At 31.3% G+C, this 20,563-nt stretch carries 21 protein-coding genes and 3 pseudogenes; 8 read left to right on the plus strand and 16 right to left on the minus strand.

The window, feature by feature from the left end; translation table 11 throughout:
- Window positions 1-34: 34 nt before the first annotated feature.
- Together ACZDYH_RS23660 and ACZDYH_RS23665 are read right to left on the minus strand one after the other, a co-directional pair.
- Window positions 35-838, minus strand: coding sequence for a class C sortase (locus tag ACZDYH_RS23660; RefSeq protein ID WP_204311123.1), 804 nt, complete (start codon window positions 836-838; stop codon window positions 35-37).
- Window positions 839-925: 87 nt separating this feature from the next.
- Complete coding sequence (locus ACZDYH_RS23665; protein WP_000719304.1) at window positions 926-2,587, minus strand: SpaA isopeptide-forming pilin-related protein; 1,662 nt, start codon at window positions 2,585-2,587, stop codon at window positions 926-928.
- Between the two features lie 591 nt (window positions 2,588-3,178).
- Between ACZDYH_RS23665 and ACZDYH_RS23670 the strand changes: the two genes are divergently transcribed.
- Window positions 3,179-4,405, plus strand: a complete 1,227-nt coding sequence (locus ACZDYH_RS23670; protein ID WP_474887302.1) for an AraC family transcriptional regulator — start codon at window positions 3,179-3,181, stop codon at window positions 4,403-4,405.
- A gap of 332 nt (window positions 4,406-4,737) precedes the next feature.
- Here ACZDYH_RS23670 and ACZDYH_RS23675 read toward each other — a convergent pair whose 3' ends face one another.
- The 6 genes from ACZDYH_RS23675 to yqeK form a co-directional block, all read right to left on the minus strand.
- The gene (locus tag ACZDYH_RS23675; protein ID WP_474887304.1) at window positions 4,738-7,419 is read right to left on the minus strand and encodes a M4 family metallopeptidase; all 2,682 of its coding nucleotides are present in this window, start codon (window positions 7,417-7,419) and stop codon (window positions 4,738-4,740) included.
- A gap of 175 nt (window positions 7,420-7,594) precedes the next feature.
- A complete protein-coding gene (locus ACZDYH_RS23680) occupies window positions 7,595-7,969 on the minus strand; it encodes a hypothetical protein (RefSeq protein ID WP_474887306.1) in 375 nt (124 codons plus the stop codon).
- 191 nt (window positions 7,970-8,160) lie between these two features.
- Window positions 8,161-9,009 carry a GNAT family N-acetyltransferase gene (locus ACZDYH_RS23685; protein WP_474887308.1) on the minus strand — a complete coding sequence of 283 codons (849 nt, stop codon included), beginning with the start codon at window positions 9,007-9,009 and terminating at the stop codon, window positions 8,161-8,163.
- Window positions 9,010-9,152: 143 nt separating this feature from the next.
- Window positions 9,153-9,890 carry a 5'-methylthioadenosine/S-adenosylhomocysteine nucleosidase gene (mtnN, locus tag ACZDYH_RS23690; protein WP_001987381.1) on the minus strand — a complete coding sequence of 246 codons (738 nt, stop codon included), beginning with the start codon at window positions 9,888-9,890 and terminating at the stop codon, window positions 9,153-9,155.
- A complete protein-coding gene (locus tag ACZDYH_RS23695; protein ID WP_001176116.1) occupies window positions 9,887-10,561 on the minus strand; it encodes a DUF3885 domain-containing protein in 675 nt (224 codons plus the stop codon). Before ACZDYH_RS23695 ends, mtnN begins: the two co-directional genes overlap by 4 nt.
- Before the next feature lie 13 nt (window positions 10,562-10,574).
- Window positions 10,575-11,183 carry a bis(5'-nucleosyl)-tetraphosphatase (symmetrical) YqeK gene (yqeK, locus tag ACZDYH_RS23700; RefSeq protein ID WP_000882449.1) on the minus strand — a complete coding sequence of 203 codons (609 nt, stop codon included), beginning with the start codon at window positions 11,181-11,183 and terminating at the stop codon, window positions 10,575-10,577.
- Window positions 11,184-11,375: 192 nt separating this feature from the next.
- Here yqeK and ACZDYH_RS23705 point away from each other — a divergent pair, with 192 nt between their 5' ends.
- From ACZDYH_RS23705 to ACZDYH_RS23715, 3 genes are all read left to right on the plus strand, one after another.
- On the plus strand, window positions 11,376-12,071 hold the full coding sequence (locus tag ACZDYH_RS23705; RefSeq protein ID WP_001038807.1) for a response regulator transcription factor: 696 nt from the start codon (window positions 11,376-11,378) through the stop codon (window positions 12,069-12,071).
- The gene (locus ACZDYH_RS23710; RefSeq protein ID WP_001243307.1) at window positions 12,061-13,218 is read left to right on the plus strand and encodes a sensor histidine kinase; all 1,158 of its coding nucleotides are present in this window, start codon (window positions 12,061-12,063) and stop codon (window positions 13,216-13,218) included. The genes ACZDYH_RS23705 and ACZDYH_RS23710 overlap by 11 nt, the downstream gene beginning before the upstream one ends.
- 175 nt (window positions 13,219-13,393) lie before the next feature.
- On the plus strand, window positions 13,394-14,410 hold the full coding sequence (locus ACZDYH_RS23715; RefSeq protein WP_197324116.1) for a D-alanyl-D-alanine carboxypeptidase family protein: 1,017 nt from the start codon (window positions 13,394-13,396) through the stop codon (window positions 14,408-14,410).
- Window positions 14,411-14,472: 62 nt separating this feature from the next.
- Here ACZDYH_RS23715 and ACZDYH_RS23720 read toward each other — a convergent pair.
- Window positions 14,473-14,583 (minus strand): annotated as a pseudogene (locus ACZDYH_RS23720) (DinB family protein); the annotation flags it as partial.
- A 165-nt stretch (window positions 14,584-14,748) separates the two neighbouring features.
- Here ACZDYH_RS23720 and ACZDYH_RS23725 point away from each other — a divergent pair.
- Window positions 14,749-14,886, plus strand: coding sequence for a DUF3956 domain-containing protein (locus ACZDYH_RS23725; RefSeq protein ID WP_000376554.1), 138 nt, complete (start codon window positions 14,749-14,751; stop codon window positions 14,884-14,886).
- Window positions 14,887-15,236: 350 nt separating this feature from the next.
- Here ACZDYH_RS23725 and ACZDYH_RS23730 read toward each other — a convergent pair.
- The 5 genes and pseudogenes from ACZDYH_RS23730 to ACZDYH_RS23750 form a co-directional block, all read right to left on the minus strand.
- Window positions 15,237-15,485 (minus strand): annotated as a pseudogene (locus ACZDYH_RS23730) (DinB family protein); the annotation flags it as partial.
- Window positions 15,452-16,228, minus strand: a complete 777-nt coding sequence (locus ACZDYH_RS23735) for an alpha/beta fold hydrolase (RefSeq protein ID WP_000237651.1) — start codon at window positions 16,226-16,228, stop codon at window positions 15,452-15,454. The pseudogene ACZDYH_RS23730 and the gene ACZDYH_RS23735, both read right to left, overlap by 34 nt.
- Entirely contained in the window at window positions 16,221-16,790 is a 570-nt protein-coding gene (locus ACZDYH_RS23740; RefSeq protein WP_000513268.1) for a nucleoside/nucleotide kinase family protein, read from the minus strand. The genes ACZDYH_RS23735 and ACZDYH_RS23740 overlap by 8 nt, the downstream gene beginning before the upstream one ends.
- Window positions 16,791-16,835: 45 nt before the next feature.
- Window positions 16,836-17,369 carry a GNAT family N-acetyltransferase gene (locus ACZDYH_RS23745; protein ID WP_000990082.1) on the minus strand — a complete coding sequence of 178 codons (534 nt, stop codon included), beginning with the start codon at window positions 17,367-17,369 and terminating at the stop codon, window positions 16,836-16,838.
- Between the two features lie 105 nt (window positions 17,370-17,474).
- On the minus strand, window positions 17,475-17,831 hold the full coding sequence (locus tag ACZDYH_RS23750) for a hypothetical protein (RefSeq protein WP_000535577.1): 357 nt from the start codon (window positions 17,829-17,831) through the stop codon (window positions 17,475-17,477).
- A gap of 563 nt (window positions 17,832-18,394) precedes the next feature.
- Here ACZDYH_RS23750 and ACZDYH_RS23755 point away from each other — a divergent pair.
- From ACZDYH_RS23755 to ACZDYH_RS23765, 3 genes and pseudogenes are all read left to right on the plus strand, one after another.
- A complete protein-coding gene (locus ACZDYH_RS23755) occupies window positions 18,395-18,805 on the plus strand; it encodes a hypothetical protein (protein ID WP_175056335.1) in 411 nt (136 codons plus the stop codon).
- A gap of 383 nt (window positions 18,806-19,188) precedes the next feature.
- Entirely contained in the window at window positions 19,189-19,557 is a 369-nt protein-coding gene (locus ACZDYH_RS23760) for an FtsB family cell division protein (protein ID WP_000526886.1), read from the plus strand.
- A gap of 197 nt (window positions 19,558-19,754) precedes the next feature.
- Window positions 19,755-19,811: pseudogene (locus ACZDYH_RS23765) on the plus strand (exosporium leader peptide-containing protein); the annotation flags it as partial.
- A gap of 17 nt (window positions 19,812-19,828) precedes the next feature.
- On the opposite strand, the gene ACZDYH_RS23770 reads toward ACZDYH_RS23765, so the two are convergent.
- A complete protein-coding gene (locus ACZDYH_RS23770; RefSeq protein ID WP_474887314.1) occupies window positions 19,829-20,140 on the minus strand; it encodes a hypothetical protein in 312 nt (103 codons plus the stop codon).
- A gap of 45 nt (window positions 20,141-20,185) precedes the next feature.
- Window positions 20,186-20,401, minus strand: coding sequence for a hypothetical protein (locus ACZDYH_RS23775; RefSeq protein ID WP_000236251.1), 216 nt, complete (start codon window positions 20,399-20,401; stop codon window positions 20,186-20,188).
- Window positions 20,402-20,563: the final 162 nt, after the last annotated feature.

A 20,563-nucleotide genomic window follows, 5' to 3' on the forward strand; every position in this document is an offset into this window, starting at 1 on the left:
TAAATAAATAAATAAATAAATAAATAAATACATTCTATCTAGTTAACCTTTTCTTATAAATTACGACTAGAAACACACATAACAATAGGATTGGAACTATTACAGTCCACTTATTAAATATAAATATCTCTGTACTCACTTTTTGTTTTTCTTTCTCGTTTAACTCCACACGCACACCTCGAACTAGCAATCTATTGGTGTTTACTCCATAAGGCGTACACGTAATTAAAGTTGTATAATCTTTTTTTTGTACAATTTGTAGATCGTCCGTTTCGTGTGGTAACACTACTTTAATTTGATCTACTTTATAAGCAAGAACTTTGTCTAAAGAATGAATATAAAAAAGATCTCCTTTGCTCAACTTATCTAAATCTGTAAATAATTTTGCTGATGGTAAACCACGATGCCCTGTTAAAATAGTATGCGTACTTTCTCCACCTACCGGGAGCGAAGAAAAATCTAAATGACCTATCCCGCGACCCAATACTTCCTCAGAGGTCCCTTGATAGATTGGCAGTTTTATATTAATTTTCGATATTTCAATATACCCCATTACATCTCCTAAATTTAACACATCAGCATACGCTTGATAATTACTTTTTTTTTCAGAAAATGGATCTGTAAATGTTTTCGCAGAAGTTTGAACTTGTTTATTATATTCGGCTGCTTCTTTTTCCCTACGTTCGACTTCTTTCTTTTGTAGCGCTTTGATCTTCTTATCGTAAGAGCTAATCTCAGAATAATGTGCACGAGTCGCCAACCAATTACTAATAGTAGGATATAAAAAAATACCTAATCCAAATAAAAAAATACCCACCAAAACAAGATTTCGTTTCATATTTCCACCTCTGTATATGCTTAAATATCGAAAAGAGGGAAGCATTTTGCTTCTCCCCTTTTCCCATAGTTACATGTTCCTAAAATCTTAATTTCTAGCAAACTTTTTTCTAAAGAAAACAAATGCCGCTGTAAGCATTAACGTAAGGCCTATTACAGTAAAAAGAGTCGTTCCTATGCCACCCGTTACCGGAAGAATCCATCCACTTTTATTATTTTCAATCGTCAATTTAACCGTTTGATTATTTTCACTAATCTTTACATCAATGGGGTCTTTTAATAATTGATAAGATGCTTTTGTACCATCTTCTTTTGTATATGTTGGTGCTTTCGTTTCAAAAATTTGATAGTCTCCATATGGAATGTTAGACCATTTAATAACACCATTTTCATCTGATACACCTGTTACTTCTTTTCCTGCTACGACAACTATTTTTCCATTATTATCTTTAAGTACAAACTCTGCACCTTTTAATTTATTCTTATTAGCACTATCAATTTTTGTTAACTCAATTATTCCAGTTGTCGGAATAACAACTACAGGTTTAGATTCCTTTTCTCCAATTACATCATTTTTATTTGTAAAATGTATTTTTGCTGTATTTAAAATTTCCGAACCAGATGGTACTCCTTCTTTTACTTGGGATTTAATTTGCAAATGAAATTCTTTTTTACCATCTAATTTTGTGAAATCTTTTACTGTAGCTGTTACTTTTTGACCTTCTATAGCTACCTCAACAACGTTTGCATTTACTTCTGCTCCATCAATTTTCACGATTGGCTTTCCTTGAATCACTAAACGATTATCCAAAGTATCTGTTACCACATATTTTTTGTATTCCTTAATGTCTTCTGGAATTAATGTTTTAATATCATAATTATAATTAGTTAACGGATTTATTGGTAACGCTTCCAATTTTCCGTTAATTTTTTTATCAATTGTTGGTTCTTCATAGTTTTTCACTTCTATTTTAACTACTGTACCAGAAGTAATAGTTCCATCTTCATTAATTGTTCCGGAGTTCTTAACAAAAAACTCACGTTTAGTTGGATCTATTACATAGCCTTTCGGAGCTTTTGTTTCTTGGAAATAGTATTCTCCATACTCCAATCCTTGCACTCGGATATGGCCATTAGCATCTGTTGCTAACTCTTTTTTCACTTCTGTACCGTCTTTTTTAAATAAAGAGAATACTGCACCTGCTAATGCTTTTTCATTTACACCAGTTTTTATTAAATCCACTGCACCACGTTTAATCTCATTTTTGGGATACATGTGAACATCATAGTTTAGCACCTTACCCTCTTTATTCGTTAATGGGATATCCACTGTATACGTATTGGGATTTAGATTAACATGTGGAGGTCCTGCCACTTCTTTCACCTCATAACGTCCTAGCGGAAGATCTTTTAATACAGCTTGTCCGTTATCATCTGTTACTACTTGATTTGGAGTGGCTCCCATTACAGGTTTCACGTCTTCTTTTACGATTTTCCCATCGTTTGAAATTTTTTCAAAAGAAGCAACCCTTTTCACTTCAAACGTTACACCTTTTAATGGTTTCACATCTTTTGGCACCTCTTGATTTGCAGAACCGTCACCTTCTAGTCCCTGCGCTCCATCTTTTTCTTGTTCATACTTATGAATCGTTAAAGTACCTTTAGATGGTGAATCTGCCTTTACTAATACACTAGACCATGTAGAAAATGTTAAGAATAACACTAAAAGCACACTAAATATTTTTTTCATTTCTCTTATCCCCTTTACTACTTCTATCATTTTAAAAATTTCTTTATTACTATTACCTTCTTAAAAGCAATAGTGTGCCAAGTATCAGATTTAAACGAATAACATAAAACATAGTCGTCCAACAATCCATTGTTTACAATCACTTATTCACTTTTCTTATCTTCTATTATTACGTTGTCTCTCCACATGATATATGTAATTTTCTCCCCTAAATTACACGTATATCCCTATTTCAAGAATCATTACATTTGTTACATAATAGCTTTCACTGCTAATTTCGACTAGTCACTTACTGTCAATCTATTCATTTCTCACTTCCTATCCCTATTTAAAATCCAATCTTAATCATTTTTTAATACATATAAGTAATAACCAACAAATAAGTGTGACGATTCATATTTTACGTTACCGTCCAAAACTATTACCTGTATATTCAAATAATATGTGCTATCCATGTTAAATTATGGTATTATTCTTAGAAGTTTATAACTTTTATTTATATTTTTTATTGATAAAGGTTTTCCGTATCTACTTATGAAAAAGGAATATATGTTTATTTAACTATTACGCATAACTGTAAGGAGGAAGAATATGACTAAAAAACTCAGTCTAGTTGAGATAGAGTACATTTGCAATATGTTTTTTCAATCTTTAGAAATTCCAGTTTATTTTTTAGATTGTAACAAAAATATTCTTTTAGAATTTAAATCAAAAAATGATTCACATTCGTTATATACATCAAAAATAGAACAGTTACATATGCTTTTTCAGAGAAATGATACATATAATTCCCCCATCTTCAGAACTCACGAATATCTAGGGCACTTTATTTTAATTCACATAAAGAGCGATTATATGGTGAACGGTACTGTTATTATTGGGCCCTTGACACATGTAAATTTTTCTACAAATAAAGCGGATAGTAACCTTAATTTTATTCCAAATTATAAAAGAACAAGAGACCATTATTTTTCATTGTCAGTCAAAGATCAAAATTTCTTTGTAAATATAGCGATATTGTTCTATAACATTCTCTATAAAAAAAATTCAGATGTAAGCACCTTTTCAAATAACAGTGACTCACTTCATATAAGTCATAGCAGCATCTTAAACGAAGATGTATATATTTCAATGCAAAAAGACGAATCTATTTATCATAATTTATATATAGAGCAGCAACTACTTAGTTCTATAGAAGAAGGGGATAAAGAAACCGTACTCAAATATTATTACGAATTCCAACAAGAGACTCTTTCATCTTTATCTTCATTCCATCAATTAAGACGTCATAAAAACATTTGTATTTCATCCATCACGCTCGCTACTAGATATGCGATAAAAGGGGGACTTCCATCTGGGATTGCTTACAAAATTTATGATTTACATATTCAAAGAACAGAAGATTCAAAAGACAAAGAATCTGTTTGGGATTTATTAAAAAATGCTTTTTGTACCTTTGCAGACCGTGTAAAGGCACAAAAAACACAGCAATATTCACAGACTATTGCTATTTGTAAAAACTACATTTTTAAAAATATTTACAATCCAATATCTGTTAAACAACTTGCTAAATTTGCAAATGTGAATTCAGATTATTTATCTATATTATTTAAAAAAGAAGTCGGTATTTCATTAATTGAGTACATTCAACGTGAACGAATCGAAGAAGCAAAGAAATTATTAACTTTCACCACCTATCCTTTATCAGACATATGCGCTTCGCTTAATTTTAGCGATCAAAGTTATTTCACTAAAATTTTTAAAAAATTCACCAATGAAACACCTGGTAAATATCGAAAATCTCATGTTGTTATTTAGAGTGAAACTTCCATTAAAACAAAATGTTTTCAGTAACTCATCAATGACAGATTAGAAGCACTCCCAGATTCATGAACTATAGGATTTATGCTTTTTCCAAACCAAAAAACACGTTACTATTCTTTTATTTTAATGAGAATAGTAACGTGTTTTTTATGTAATGTAGTTTTGTAGACAGAACATGATCCAACTACAAATTTTTATAGAAGCCAAATGCACCGCTTAACTACTAAAATCTTATTAAGTAAAAAATCCATATTTTGTTTTACTTACTTTCTACTTTATTTCTTTTGAATAATGAACTCTTTTCTTCAAACGAATGATCCCTACTATTATTTTTGTATCTTTCTAAATTTGCGAACAAAAGTGAGTACTGTGCCTGTAATAATCATCAATATGCCGATTGCTGCACTGTTAGTTGTACTTACACCCGTCTTTGGAAGCTCCTTATATGTATATTCTTTTTTATCGCTATTACTGTTGTTTGAGATATTACTCTTATTTTCCTTATTAGCAAGGCCATTAGCTTTGCTAGTTTCTTTATCTTTCACTAATACTTTTTGTATTGCATTTACCTCATTACCCACGGAATCTCTAACACTATATATTATTTCATAAGTACCAGCTTTAGTTGTATCTATAGTTCCTTCATACGCTACTTTAGAAATAAGGTCACCGTCCTCTTTATCAGTAGCTGATACCCCTACCAATGGATCAAATTGATCACCCTCAGTAATTGAAGTTGTAGCAGGTACTTTTAGTATTGGTTTATCATTTTTAACTTCTTCTCTAACTTTGACCGTTACAGTTTGCTTCGCCGTTACTTCATGACCTTTAGAATCTGTAACCGTGTACGTTAATACGTAAGTACCGGCTTTAGTTGTATCTACTTCACCATCAACTTTGATTTTAGAAGTGAGATCACCGTCTTCTTTATCGATAGCTAATACTTCTGCCATTGGAACAAATGAATCTCCTACATGAATTGTCGCTCCAACAGGCACTGTTAATTTAGGTTCTAAATCTGATGTTTCTCCATTTCCCTCTACAATTACAGTCTGTCTAGCCGTTGTATTTCTCCCTTGGGAATCAACGACCAAGTATTCCACAATGTATGTACCTGGTTTTGAAGTATCTACATCGCCTTTATGCTTTACTTTATTTGTTAAATCACCCTCTTCTTTATCAACAGCTTTTACATTTCTCATTGGATCAAACGTATCACCTACACGTAGTGTAATCGTAAACGGTACAGTTAACTCTGGAGCTTGGTTTTCTGCTGTTTTTTCGTTTTCTTTCACCGTTCCTGTAATTTTTGCCGCATCAAAAGCATTTTGGACTGCTTGAACTTCAATTGAGTTCGCTCCATATTTATTAGTTGCCACTTTAAGGCATGCCAATTTCAATTCAGAGAAATTAGAAGTCATATTTAATTCATCAGTATTTGCATAATAGAAAATATCAAACATTCTATCTTCACCAATACCATTTACATTTACACCGTTATGAGTACCACCTTGTGCAATTAAATACGCAACTTTATTAATAATACTTGAGTTAAAATGAACGCCTCCATAATCCTCTCCATTTAAATCATTATATTTACTATAATCATCAGGATACGGTAGTCCTTCTGAAAAATTAATTGCAGTTGGATTTTTCATATTACGAAAAGTCGATCCAGTTTGTTCTCCTATTGTCCAGTTAAATTCCCCATTATTTATGTATTTCTCTATAGCCGTTCCCATAATATCCGATAATGCCTCGTTAATTGCCCCAGATTCTCCTGAAAATTCAAGGTTAGATTCACTTGATGTAACTGCATGTGTAAATTCATGACCGGCTATATCGAACGCTTTTACCATAGGATCTCCATATAAAAGCATACTAATGTTATTAATATTAGTACTAAATGCATTCTCCCAATTTTCAGGATCATTTGTTCCTCCAGAATCCCATGCATGTACAACTGAAACTACTTTTTTTCCTTTATTATCAAAACTATTACGCTTATATTTTTCTTTATAAAAATCGTATACCTTTGTTGCTAAGAAATGAGCGCTTACCGCCTTTGGATCATTAAATGTTGTTGAAACACTAGTTGCTAGTATACCAGGATAATAACTTTCTTCATTTGTAATATCTCTATAATTTACATCATATGTCTCAATTCCTTGTCCTCTTGTGTAATCAGCAAGTGCATAATTCCCACTGGTCTGTTTAGAAATACCAAATGTACGAGTTACGCCTAAATCATCTTTTCCTGTTCCAGTTAATGATGTGAAATTGCTAGTTTTATTTTCCTTAACGGATTCAACATACTCTTCACTTATTTTCAAACTTGATTCTTGTACCATATCTTTTAACATTTCACCATTATGAGCATTCACTAAATAAGTTCCAGATACATAATTTGGTGTTGTAGCAGCAAATGTAACTTGATATGCATTGCTAGCCTCCCCATGATTTTCATCAACAAAAATAACTGCCTTAACTTCTGGCTCAGAAATAAATTTAGTATCGTTTCCGTACTTTTTATAAATATATTGTTTTGCTTCTTCTTTTGATAAATTAATAGGTTTCTTTAAATCTTCTTGTGTTAAATTTTGTGCGCTAGCTCCTGAAATGCTTTTAATAATACCTTTTTTATCTACGTGAGCAGTCAACTGGTGGCCATATACTTCTTTTCCTTCATATATTTGTTGCATGCGCACAAGTGTAGTTCCATCATAAGAACCACGTTTTTGAAGAACTTTGTAATCTACTCCTGTTTCTGCACTAACTTGTTTTGGAGACAAAGCATGCTCCGTATTTTCCTTAAGTGCATCTTTCACTACATTCTCTGGTGCCTTTTTTGATGGTTGTGTCAGATTACCTGTACGGAACGAATCATCTTGAATTTCAACTTGCATTTGACCAGGTTCCTCTGCATGACCTACTCCATATAGTGTTACACTTGTTAAAACGAATCCTGTAGTTAATGCAACTATAGCTATTTCTTTTTTATTTCCCATGATATTTACCTCGTATAAATTTCTATTATTTATATAAAACTGCTAAAATGTATACAATCTATTCCTAACATAAAAAGATGACTTTTGTAATCAACAAAAGCCACCTCTTTAATATGTAATATCCCTAAAATGTTTTTAATACATAATTTCTATACAAAAAAGAAAAAAGCATTCATTAACGAGCATTTTGCAATACTTTTATTAGGTCATTTATATTTTCAACTTTCTGTTGAAACTGATCAAGTCTGCTATGTAGCAATGAAGGATTTTTATCTTCAGTTGAAATAACTTGTTTTAATTCGTTTTCTAATTTATCATACATATCAAAGAAATTATCAAATTCTACACTTACAAGCTCTTCATTTTCGCGATAGAATCTTTTTACTTCTATATAAGTCATATATGATTTATTTAAAAATCCTAATGAAATTAAATATTTAGAAGTGTTTTCTTGATAAATAGCAATATTACACGCTATTTTAATATCAGAATAAGTCTTTTGAACGAGACAATGCAATTCAAAAATCTTAAACTTTAATCCATTATTCATTTCATCCCCTCCCATCGTATCTATTCTACATAAAATTAGAATATTATACAAAGAAAATTATTAGCATGAAATTGACAATTTAAAAAATAACTTAAGGATAAACAAAATCCCTCTCATTATAAATTATAGTTGCGGAGCATTTACCAACATAACAGCAAAATAAAAAGCGAAAAGAATAAATCTTTCCGCTCTTAGAGTAATAAATACATTTCATATTGCGCTAAAGAATTCTTTTCAAATCCACATTTCTTAAGAAAACCTTCCAGTAAATTATTGTTAGGAAACCCAATTGATAAACTTGATAAATTTAATTCTTCTCTTGCTACTTGTAATAATTTCATCCCAACACCAATATTTCTATAATCTTTGTCTACGAAAATAAAACTAATTTTACCTTGTTTATTTACACATAGAGAGCCTTTTAAGTCATTATCGACATATGCACCATAAAATACATTATTTGTTTTTTTGATATAATCAATATCATTTTGCCAATTTATATGGAAGTTTAACCATTTCTGAATTTCATCTTTAAAAATTGGAAATTCTAATTGTTTTACTTCACTATCCTTACAATCTTTATTCATTATTTTAGTCAAATCATTTAAATTATAATAAGAAAGATCGTACACTTTTTCATAGCCCAACTTATTATAAAAATGAATCGCTCGGTCATTTCCTACAATGACTTCGAGAAAAAGTTGCTTACATCCATGTTGAATCGCCTCTTCTTTATGCAGTTCAAATAATTTTTGACTTACACCAATACCGCGGTAATTAGGATGAACCGCTAATGTTCCACAGTGCATAGTCTTTATACTTTCATAATCCTTTATACCACCTAGTATTACGCCAACAGGTTTGCCTTCTTCTAAAGCAAGAAAAGAATGTTCTAGCAAATTACCTTCTGGTCCCAAAAAACGTTGTATAAAATCCTCTTTTGAAACCTCCATCTTAATAATGTAATCTGAAAATCCATCTTTAAAAGCTTCATATACTAAATCAATATTTACTTCACTACACCTTTTATATTGAATCATATAAAATTGCCCTCCAACTGCTTATATTAAACTCAACGTGTACCCATATAATATATTCCATCTATTATAAATTTCAGCTCTTAATTTGAAATAAGCGGACATTTCCCTACATATAACTCACTATTGATTTGTTTTATAACAAACTATCTATTATTTACTACATTAACCTCATAAACACGTAAAAAAGCAATTAAATGCTCACATGCTCTTTCACATGCTAGCATTTTAAAGATTTTTTGTTCTTCTTTCGTTTTATCATTTGCTTGATCTGAAGCAGCTTTTAAACAGAGAAATGGTTTTTTATTTATTTGGCATACATAGGCGAAAGCTGCTACTTCTTGATCAACTGCCAATGCTCCATATACAGTATGGAGTAAATATCTCATTTCCGAACTACGAATACGTTGATCTCCTGATAAAAATGTACCGAAATGTATCGGATCATACGATCGTATTTTTTTTATTCTTCTTACAAGTGATTTTGTTGTTTCAATAGGTGCTGTTCTACCGTTATATAAATTAAAAACATCTTCCCCTGAACCAGCAGCAGTAACATCATGTTGTATTGCGTTTAGTGCGACTACAATATGACCGTTTTTCACCTTGTTTGATAAACTTCCGCATATTCCTGTCATAAACAACTCATCTGGCTGAAACTCACTAATTAACAATTGTACACAACTAGCGCAGCTTACTTTACCGACACCAGTAACAACTGATATAATTTCCAGCTCATTAATAGTATGAAAATGAAATTCCCAAGCTGCTCTTTTTTCAACACGTTCACTCGGATAATGTTGATGCAAATACGTCAGTTCTGGTTCCCATGCAGATACTATTGCAATACGTTTCATTACACGCTTCACTTCCCCTATTGTCATTTAAATATGTTATCTATACTTTCTCGTTCATAATCTGGAATCCATTCTTTGTATTTCTTATATAAATCTCGTATTATTTCTTTATTCTTCGCAATTACTTCACATCCTCTATCATCATACATAAACATGACAATATCTTTCGTTGCATTAATGAGAAATACATCTGGATAAAAAATTTCTTTTTTTCGTCCAAATCGAGGATACAAATCAGAAAAATCCTCATGATTAGCAGCTTGTATAAGCGATTCATACTTAATATCTTCTACGAGACATTTTAAAGAAAATTGATATGTACAATATAAATCTGCTTCTTCATCTTCAAATAGAAACGGTAATGTTTCTTGTCTTATATGAAATCTTAAATCTCTTTTCTTAATATATTTATTGTATACATTTATTTTCTGTGGAGTTTTTATGTTTTCCTTTTTAAATCTATAAACATTTGTCACTACAAACACTACATCTTCTTTTGAAAATATGTCTTCAAATAAGAATTTATTATATGTATATAGTTGAGAAAAGTATTCCATATTTAAATCGTTGGTTCCTTCTACAATTTGATATTTATCTTTTCCGAAATCAAAATGCAAATGATTTTCCCACTGAGATAATAAGTAGGGTCCTAATGTAACTTCTGGAAATGTTTGATTCATATATTCTTTTAATTGCATTTCCTTGTCCTTTCTACTGTACAATTCTTTTTAAATCCCAATATGCTTCTTCTAGCCACGGGTGTATAACTTTCAATGTATCTTTCCTTTCCCACAAATATGAAATATATACAAAAGCTGCTTTTTCCAAAGATTTTCCCAATCCTTTTTTTATTTCTATTAAATATGGTGGTGTCCCTTTTTGATCCCATTCTATTTTATCTGCAACAAATAATACTAAATCCATCTTCGTTGCATGTTTACGCAACGTTGTATGGCAACAAATTGCATTTAAAATCTCTTCATCTTCGACTTTAAATATTTCTTTTGCGATTACCCTCGATAATTTTTGATGAATAATCATAGGAAACTTTCTTTCCGCTTCCACTATTTCTACACCAAATTCTTCAGCAACTGCAATCCGCTCCTCGTTTGGAAAAATGCCACTAATATCATGTAAATATCCTGCAATTGCTGCTTTTTCTTTATCTACGTGAAACTTTTCTGCAATCTTTTTTGCCTCATTTGCCACACGAATTGAATGTTTATATGTAAACTCTTTATTATATTTTAGTAGAAAAGCTTTAATATCATTTTCTATTTTTCCAGTTGGAGTAAATGAATATTTATCATTACATAACATAGAAAATCCCCCTTATAACTACCTTTCATTATAATGTAGAATCTAAATATCTTTGTTATTTTATATTCGATATTAATCTTTTTACTCCTTTTTAATACGTTACATGAAATTTTATACAGAATCATCGCTACAAGTACATAAATGTTTGATATTATAGTAATGTTGATGATTTGTAAGGAAAGGAACTACACAATGAATAAAAACATATTAATTATTGATGATGATAAAGAAATTGTTGAATTACTTGCTGTTTATTTGCGAAATGAAGGCTATAACATTTATAAAGCTTATGATGGCGATGAAGCATTGCAAAAGGTTTCTACATATGAAGTTGACCTTATGATTTTGGATATTATGATGCCAAAACGAAACGGATTAGAAGTTTGTCAGGAAGTGCGTGAAAATAATACTGTACCAATTCTAATGCTTAGTGCAAAAGCAGAAGATATGGATAAAATATTAGGCCTTATGACAGGTGCCGATGATTATATGATCAAACCATTCAATCCATTAGAATTAGTAGCTAGAGTGAAAGCTTTATTACGAAGATCCTCTTTCCAAAATGCTACTTCGCAAAAGAATGAAGATGGTATTATTCGTATTCGCTCTGTTGAAATACACAAACATAATCATACAGTTAAAGTAAATGGAGAGTACATTAAACTAACCTCTATTGAATTCGATATTTTATATTTACTTGCGAGTAATACAGGAAGAGTATTTAGTTCAGAAGAAATTTTCGAACGCGTTTGGAATGAAGATGGTTATGGTTCAAATAAGACGGTAATGGTCCATATTAGCAACTTACGAGATAAACTTGAAACAGTAATAAATGGAGAAAAATTTATTCATACTGTTTGGGGAGTTGGCTATAAAATTGAGAAATGAAGCATTTGATATATTAAAAGATATTCCTAAATGGAAACTTATTTTTTGGCTTTTATTAGCTATCACACTCACTCCTATTACTGAATTAATTATTTATCGCCTCGTTACGAGTGTAATTGAAAGTTCACTTACTCTAACCGAACTCGGTAAAGAATTCATTCGAATTTTTGGTTATGAAAAGTATAAAGGGATTAAAGAGTCTTTATGGATGATGATTGTATCTTATTTGTTTTTATTTTCTATTTTTTCATCCTATCTTTACATTTTTTATCGTCACGAGAAAAAACTTTATTATGAAACTTGTATAAAAAAAATGATAGAAGAAATTCGTTATATTGCAAATGGAAACTTCAATCATAAAGTTTCTATTGTAAATCATAATTATCTAGAAGAATTAGCAATCGGGGTCAATGAAATTGTTGAACAATTAAAAGTCTCCATTGATGAAGAAAGACAAGCTGAACAAGCAAAAAGTGAACTTATTACAAATGTATCACATGACTTACGCACTCCCCTTACCTCTATAGTTGGATACGTAAATTTAATCCATCATGATAATTATAGAGATGAAGTGGAATTGCGATACTATATTCAAGTCATTTACGATAAGGTAACTCGTCTTAATGCATTAATGAATGACTTGTTCGAATATACACGTGTTCAAAATAAAGAATTAAGCTTGTATTCTGTTCCTATTGATATTGTAGAGTTACTTGGACAATTAACTGTTCAATTCCGTATACAATTTCAAGAAGCTAATATAGAATGTCGGCCTTCTTTCCCGTCTCAAAAGCTCATGGTATTAGCTGATGGTGACAAATTAGTGCGTGTGTTTGAAAATCTTATTATAAACGCTATCGCTTATGGAAGCGAAGGTCGCTATATTGACCTTACTGCTTATGAAAGCAATAATATGATTACAATTGATATAACAAATTACGGACAACCTATTCCTAGTACGGATTTACCTCATATTTTTGAACGTTTTTATCGCGTTGAGAAATCTCGCTCTACAAACACTGGTGGATCTGGACTTGGATTAGCAATTGCAAAAAGTATAGTCGAATTGCATAAAGGAACAATTGAAGTATATAGTGATGACGAAAAAACAACATTCACTGTAAAACTACTCCCATACAAATGTTAATATTACAAATAAAAAGTTCAATTTCTTACCATATAAGAAATTGAACTTTTTCCATAATTACCCTCAATTTAATAATCCTTTATAATTCTTTAGAAATTCTTTACCTTTTCTTTCTTCCTAATTAAGCATTCCTTTTTACAATACTATTATTGATGTCATAATAGGAGGATCGCTTATGCAATTCTTAAAGAAATTCGCTATTTTATTATTATCTTTTTTTATTACTGCACTTATCGTTTTATATTTTTATCTTTATGTAAATGGTCCGATTATTCAAGCTAAATCAGCTATTTTAATAAATGCTAATTCAGGTGAAATTGTTTATAAAAAAAATGAAGAAACTCCAGTACAATCAGCTGCTTTATCTAAATTAATGACAGAATATATCGTATTGGAGCAACTAAATGATAGAAAAATACAGTTAGATGACTTCGTACAAATAAGTAACGAAGTTTTCCGAGTAGAAACAAGCCCTATACAAGTAACATCGAATGATAAAACAACGGTTCGTGATTTACTTCATGCATTGCTACTGGCAGGGAATAATCGTTCTGCACTCGCCCTAGCAGAACACATTGCTGGAAATGAAGATAACTTTACAGTATTAATGAATAAAAAAGCAAAAGAACTAAAGTTATTACAACCATCTCCATTTCTAAACTCTACTGGAATTAATAATAATACAAATAAACAATCAACTACAACAGCGATAGACTCAGCTAAACTAGCAGCACGATTAGTAAAAGATTTTCCAGATGTATTGAATATTACGAAACTAACCTCTTACCAATTTACCTTCAAAGATTCCCAGGTTTTCAATACGAATAAAATGATATATTCCCTTAATGAAAACATTAAACTTCAAGGTGTTGATGGCTTACAAACTAGTTTTTCAACTAACGGTAATTATAGTTTTGTCAGTACAGCAAAACTTGGAGATACTAGACTAATTTCAGTAATATTAGATGCAGATGAAGAAAACATTTCATTTATTGAAACAAAAAAGTTGCTCCAGTATGGTTTTGATCCTTCCTCGTACTCTGCACTCCAAGCTTTTAAAGACGCCCTTACATCTTGGACAATATTGCTTCAGTTTAAAAATTTAATTATACAAACTATAATGATTTTTTTAATCATTACCACCTTAATGTTTTTACATATACGTCAGAAAAAATCCGAGGATTTCAATTAAGAAATCTTCTTATATATATAAAACCGACTTGCGCTTGAGATGCAAGTCGGTTTTTAATTCTATCATCCTCTTCCAAGCAAATTTGCTGAAACTGGTTGCAAGCTTAACTCTCTCGCCCATATAGATAGCTGACCAATATGATAAATTTAATATCCCATTACATGTCTTAAAACCTATGTTTTTTGAGGCATACATCCATCTCTGTTTCCTTTCGTTGTGTTCGTTTGTTTAGTTTAAATGGGTTAATCTATTAATTCTATTAAATCCAACAATTGAACTATTACACTTTAAAGTTCTACTCATATACTATAGTAGATTACTAGAAAGGAGGCTTAACTATGGATAGTTGCGTTGTATTTGTAAACGGACAACCTTTTTTAGTTCTTTCAGTAGCTGGTATTGAAATTGCTAGATTAGAGATTTCCCTTCAAGTAGCATTAGCTCTAAGAGTGCTTGGGATACCAATCTGTGATTAATTACCAAATTAAAAGAAAAAGAGGGCATTAGCCCTCTTTTTTTATTTTCCTCATATATTTTCTTAACAACAAATAAAATTTTAATTTTTATATTGTAAGGAAATTCCGAAAAATAAACTCATTTTATTCAATAAAAAGAGCACCACCCATACCTCATTATCCGTTTCTAAAAAATTAGAATTCGATTAATTACAAAAAAATTTAAATATACGAACGTTACATAAAATACTTGTTAGAATAGCTGTCCTTCACACTATTTATTTCGCAGACGTTATATAATCAAAGCACCAATGATTAACTTTTTATACGGCTTATTTTAAGTGTGCTAGCATTCTAGGCTAGATGATCATGACTGCAAAAAAAACTTCAAGTTCTCGTTTATATAAATCAGATAACGCTTTCACTTTTTGAATCGATTGATAATCTTTAAATTGCGGTTCGCTATCTTCTTCTCCTTGAAGAGCACTAATCCAACTATACTTGAAATCATGTTTCTAACATACCCCCAGTTTGCAAAGTAAATCTTCCTCTCAAAGTTGTTCACACCACTTAAACCAATCATCTCTTACTTGCCAATTATATTGAAATAAAGTGTACACATTTCTCTCTCCCTTACTTCAATTATCCACCTAACAGCATCTGTTATATAATGTGGTTCATCTTTTTGAATATAATGACCACTTTGTTCTGCAATTATTAGTTTATTTTTGTTTGATAATCTTAATAATTCTTCTTGCAATTGTAACCATTTTATTTGTGCATCTTGCGAATAAAAAGCTTTTTTACCAGCAGCTAACACGACGAGTGGAATATCTCTCGTCGACTGACAATATTTATCTGCTTCACCCAGACTAAACATAAACTCTTCATAAGAACTTTCATGTACAAATTGTTTATAGTAAGCTTCTTGAAATTCTGGAGACATGATTGGCAAAAATGCTTCTTTATAATTTTCTGGTGTCGAATCAACCAAAACTATTCCCAACATATCTTCAGGATAAAAATCAGTAAATAAACGTGCATTTATACCACCAAAAGAATGTCCTACAAAAATATAAGGTGGCTTCAGTTGTAAAAGATTTAAGCATGTTCTCAAATCTTTTACCATTTCAGAACTAATACGTTTCTTGGAACTCTTCCCGCTTTTGCCTAATCCAGCCCGATCGTATGTAAGTACCGTACCATATTCCGTCAGTTCTTCAGCAGTTTGATTCCATGCCTTCGAATAATCACCATAGCCTGATTCCAATATAATAACAGGCTGCTTCTTCTTTCCTTGGAATATTTTCGTATACATTTTAAAATCAGCAACTTGTATATATTCCTCTATACATTTAACCATTGACAATCACTTCTCTTCGGCCAAGTTCCTCTACAGCGTGATTAATTATTTCACTTACAGATAAAGAACCATCCAATATGATATCTGAATTCGGCTTAACAGTATGAATTGCCTCTAAATAAGCTTTTCTCGCATATGTCATGTAATGTTCCAAATCATTATGTATTTCATCTATTGTACCTTCCTTAAAATCTCGCAAAATCCTTCTAGCCATCGCAATATCTAAAGGCGTATCAATAAATATAGTTACATCAATGAATTTTCGCATCTCACTATTTAAGTATGCAAAAGGATAATCTACAATAATATAGTCTAAGGTATTATTTTGTATAAGTTGCTCAATATCATGAATTAATGGTGTTAATACCCACTCGTCGTAATTCGCCCCATCATCAATCCATTTACAAATATCAGCAGGAGAGTTATCAAATGTATAACTATCAAAATATAGAGCTTTTGAGTTTTTAAACTTATGCTTTAATCTTTCTGTAATTGTAGTTTTACCTCCTCCCGAAACAGCTGCAATTGAAATTATTTTTGTTTTATTATCCACTATACCCACCAAACCCCTTTGTTAACATAATATAATTATAAATTACTATCGTTGCTACTTCTTCCATTCATATTCTAACATACTCATTTCCCATAAATTCCAATACGTTTCTCCTACTCTTTTTGACTCTCTTAATAAGCCTTCTTTTACAAACCCTATTTTTTCGTAACATGAAATGGCCGATGTATTAAAATCATACACACCAAGAGTTACTCTATGTAGTTTTAATTCGTCAAAAGCAATATGAAGTACTGCTTTCATCATATGTTTTCCTATAGAACGTCCTCTCATCTTCGTATTACCAACTAATACTTTTCCAATTCTAGCGGACTTATTAATATTATCTATTTGCCCAAGCGAAATATGTCCAATAACGTCTGAAGTCTCTTCATCTACCACTTTGAAAGCGAGTGTATTTGCACTTTCTATATACTTCTCTAATTGCTGTTCGTCTAAAGGAAATGTGAATGCATTTCCTGACCACTGTATTAGAAATTCTTCGGAATTAATCCAATTTATTAATTGTTTAAAATCAGATTTCTTAAAGCTTTCTAGTTTAATCACTTCCTTGCTCCTTTCGTACATCATGCTTTATAACCTCAAACTTATTTCTATATAAAGAATATATTCTCCTTTTATATAAAATTAAAATAAAGCCATTCATGTGAATGGCTTTACAAAAAAGCAGCATAATTATGCTTTGTTTGCTACATCAATACCATTAAAATCAAAGTCAGCAGTAACCGTTGTAACCGGTGGGAAAATTGCTTCAATTTTGCAAATGGAAATAATTACTCCAACCGATCCAGGAATAGCCGCAAGCCTAACTACATCACAACTTACAGACGAAACAGTACCTACATAAGTACGTCCCTCTGTATTAATTTGAACTGTTCGATTAATTAATTTCTTAAGTTCATCTCTAATTCCTTGTACACAAGAATTATCACATTTCTCATGCTGTTCTTTTTTACACTCTTCGAATACTTCCCAACAATCATCTTGTTTACATGTACACTTCTTTTTACAATTATTAAATCGAGAACCCAATACCTCACCCCCTAATCCTTTCTATTAGTAAAGTATGTCCACTAGCTTAAAAGGGTACGAGGCAAACACATAAAAAGAAAAAAACAAACAATTGTACCAAACTTTCTTTTCATTATTCATTATAAAAACAGACTTCTCCTAATTAAAAGCTTTTTAATGAGCGGCCGTGAATTTAGTCCTACTCCATTTAATGTTTAGACACCACTTTCTAAAACAAACCTTTTTTCTTTTAAATAAGACGCCCCTTAAAAACACACTAGATTTTCCCATTAACTCACATATACATAGACTTTATTTGTGGATTTCCCATTTTTCATTGTGAAATATACATTTAAAAAGCATACTCGAAAATAAGATATTATTTGTAATCAGAACATTTTCTTCAACAAGTGTTTATTGAAAAATAACATAACTAGTAGTAGTTCTCTCCACTTTCTCTTAAAAATTAGCATAGTTTGTATGAATTCTATATCGAGTAGAAGACACTCTATCATATAAAGATAAAATAGTAGGTTAATAAACAAGCCATTTTTTTATTAAAACATAGAATAATATGAACACTATTGAAAGGAGGTAGAAATAAATGTCCTGGAAAAATGATTGCTGGAGTTCTCAGAAAAAGCATTGTTGTGATGATTGGTGGAAATCTAAAGAAAAGCATCATTGTGATGATAATTGGAGTTCTCAGAAAAAGCATTGTAATGATGATTGGTGGAAATCTAAAGAAAAGTGTCATTGTGATGACGATTGGAGTTCTCAGGAAAAACATTGTAATGATGATTGGTGGAAATCTAAAGAAAAGTGTCATCGTGATGATGATTGGAGTTCTAAACGAAATAAGTGTCGTTGTAAATGTTTCTTTATTTGTTGCCATTGTAAAAGAAAAAATTGGTAATATTTTTAATGTCAACGTAAAGGAAAGAATATGTCTTTTGGAACCGATAAATACTAGAATGTATTATACAAAAAGCTGACTGAATATAGTCAGCTTTTTATCAATGAACACGTAAAGATTTCAACAGACATATGTATTTACTGATTAGGTGGGCTATTAAGAAAAAACAAGCTAACTCTTATAAATATTACTTCACGTACGTATAAAGCTTTAGATGCCCTCATTAATTCAGACGAATTCACCAGTATTTTCACCAAAAAATTCATGGAATCTTTAATTAGTCGAGTACTTTCATTGCCTTCAGAAACCCGAGAGACAAGCGGGGTTTCTTTTATTTAAATAAAGATTTTGTTTAAACTTTACAAAACTCACCTATATTAAAATATCTTCTAAAATCCTTATTGAACATTTATAATACTATTAAACGGTTTAAATTCGACAATCAGTAATGGAGGCATTTTAATGGGAAACATCCCAAAAGTATCATCACACCAATCAAATCCTAATATACCCTCACAGCAAGTGAATCCTAATACCCAACAAGGTAGTATTAAAAAAACAAGACGCCGTATTATAACTACTTTGGCTTTTATATTACCTATAATTTTTGTCCTTCAATATTCTCTGAATAACCAACAAGAAATGATTAAAGAAAAACAAATCACACTTAATACGGAACAACAAAAATTATCTTCTGTAAAGAAGGATGGTCATTCCCTTAACAAGGATGTCAAGGCTTTAACAAGTAGTGAAGAAGAAATTTTAAAATTCGCAAGGAAACTGTATGGATTTTCCAAACCGAATGAAACTATATTTCAAATAACTGAATAAAATTACACGGCATTACCTAAAAGGCGATTTGAAGATAATCGCCTTTTTATATTTAATTTCTAAAGGAATCATACTAATCTCTCTTTCTATCATATAACTACTTTGTTTAATTTGTTAAAATAAAACCGCTTGTCTGTTTCACTTTGCTCTATCATTACATTTACTATTAGTAATACGATTTTTAGAGGTGATAAATAATGGACGAGTTTTTATCTTTTGCTGCACTTAATCCGGGTTCTATTGGACCTACACTTCCACCTGTTCAACCTTTTCAATTCCCTACCGGTCCCACCGGTTCTACAGGAGCTACTGGATTAACCGGATCAACTGGACCGACTGGGCCAACCGGATTAACCGGACCAACTGGATCAACCGGACCAACCGGATCAACTGGATCAACCGGACCAACCGGATCAACTGGATCAACCGGACCAACTGGATCAACCGGATCAACTGGATCAACTGGATCAACCGGACCAACCGGATCAACCGGATCAACTGGGCCAACTGGGCCAACTGGGCCAACTGGATTTAATCTTCCTGCTGGACCTGCATCTATTACCTTGACTTCTAACGAAACCACAGCATGTGTATCCACTCAAGGAAATAATACTTTATTTTTTTCGGGTCAAGTATTAGTAAACGGTAGTCCTACTCCAGGGGTAGTGGTCAGTTTTTCATTTAGTAACCCATCTCTTGCTTTCATGGTTCCTCTTGCTGTCATTACCAATGCCTCAGGTAACTTTACCGCTGTATTTCTAGCCGCTAATGGGCCTGGAACAGTAACCGTTACTGCTTCACTTCTTGATTCTCCTGGAACAATGGCTAGCGTCATTATTACCATTGTGAATTGTCCGTAATAATTTTATTTTTAAGAACTAGGCAATTTCTAATAAAAAGAGCACTGATTTATAGTGCTCTTTTTTTATCATTTGGATGTGCCTTTCAAATTAAATTTTGTAACAATCTATTAAAATAACGCTTTTATTGAATTTCATCCTTAACA

Source organism: Bacillus sp. EB V-12 (assembly GCF_056158125.1).

What these genes read in the sequence shown, in the direction of transcription:
- ACZDYH_RS23705 (WP_001038807.1), top strand. Translation starts at nt 11,376, where the DNA reads ATGAATAAAAACATATTAATTATTGATGATGATAAAGAAATTGTTGAA.
- ACZDYH_RS23760 (WP_000526886.1), top strand. Translation starts at nt 19,189, where the DNA reads ATGGGAAACATCCCAAAAGTATCATCACACCAATCAAATCCTAATATA.
- ACZDYH_RS23775 (WP_000236251.1), bottom strand. Translation starts at nt 20,401, where the DNA reads ATGGTAATAATGACGCTAGCCATTGTTCCAGGAGAATCAAGAAGTGAA.
- yqeK (WP_000882449.1), bottom strand. Translation starts at nt 11,183, where the DNA reads ATGTTATGTAATGATAAATATTCATTTACTCCAACTGGAAAAATAGAA.
- ACZDYH_RS23725 (WP_000376554.1), top strand. Translation starts at nt 14,749, where the DNA reads ATGGATAGTTGCGTTGTATTTGTAAACGGACAACCTTTTTTAGTTCTT.
- ACZDYH_RS23735 (WP_000237651.1), bottom strand. Translation starts at nt 16,228, where the DNA reads ATGGTTAAATGTATAGAGGAATATATACAAGTTGCTGATTTTAAAATG.
- ACZDYH_RS23715 (WP_197324116.1), top strand. Translation starts at nt 13,394, where the DNA reads ATGCAATTCTTAAAGAAATTCGCTATTTTATTATTATCTTTTTTTATT.
- mtnN (WP_001987381.1), bottom strand. Translation starts at nt 9,890, where the DNA reads ATGACAATAGGGGAAGTGAAGCGTGTAATGAAACGTATTGCAATAGTA.
- ACZDYH_RS23685 (WP_474887308.1), bottom strand. Translation starts at nt 9,009, where the DNA reads ATGATTCAATATAAAAGGTGTAGTGAAGTAAATATTGATTTAGTATAT.
- ACZDYH_RS23695 (WP_001176116.1), bottom strand. Translation starts at nt 10,561, where the DNA reads ATGCAATTAAAAGAATATATGAATCAAACATTTCCAGAAGTTACATTA.
- ACZDYH_RS23670 (WP_474887302.1), top strand. Translation starts at nt 3,179, where the DNA reads ATGACTAAAAAACTCAGTCTAGTTGAGATAGAGTACATTTGCAATATG.
- ACZDYH_RS23680 (WP_474887306.1), bottom strand. Translation starts at nt 7,969, where the DNA reads ATGAATAATGGATTAAAGTTTAAGATTTTTGAATTGCATTGTCTCGTT.
- ACZDYH_RS23675 (WP_474887304.1), bottom strand. Translation starts at nt 7,419, where the DNA reads ATGGGAAATAAAAAAGAAATAGCTATAGTTGCATTAACTACAGGATTC.
- ACZDYH_RS23745 (WP_000990082.1), bottom strand. Translation starts at nt 17,369, where the DNA reads ATGATGTACGAAAGGAGCAAGGAAGTGATTAAACTAGAAAGCTTTAAG.
- ACZDYH_RS23660 (WP_204311123.1), bottom strand. Translation starts at nt 838, where the DNA reads ATGAAACGAAATCTTGTTTTGGTGGGTATTTTTTTATTTGGATTAGGT.
- ACZDYH_RS23665 (WP_000719304.1), bottom strand. Translation starts at nt 2,587, where the DNA reads ATGAAAAAAATATTTAGTGTGCTTTTAGTGTTATTCTTAACATTTTCT.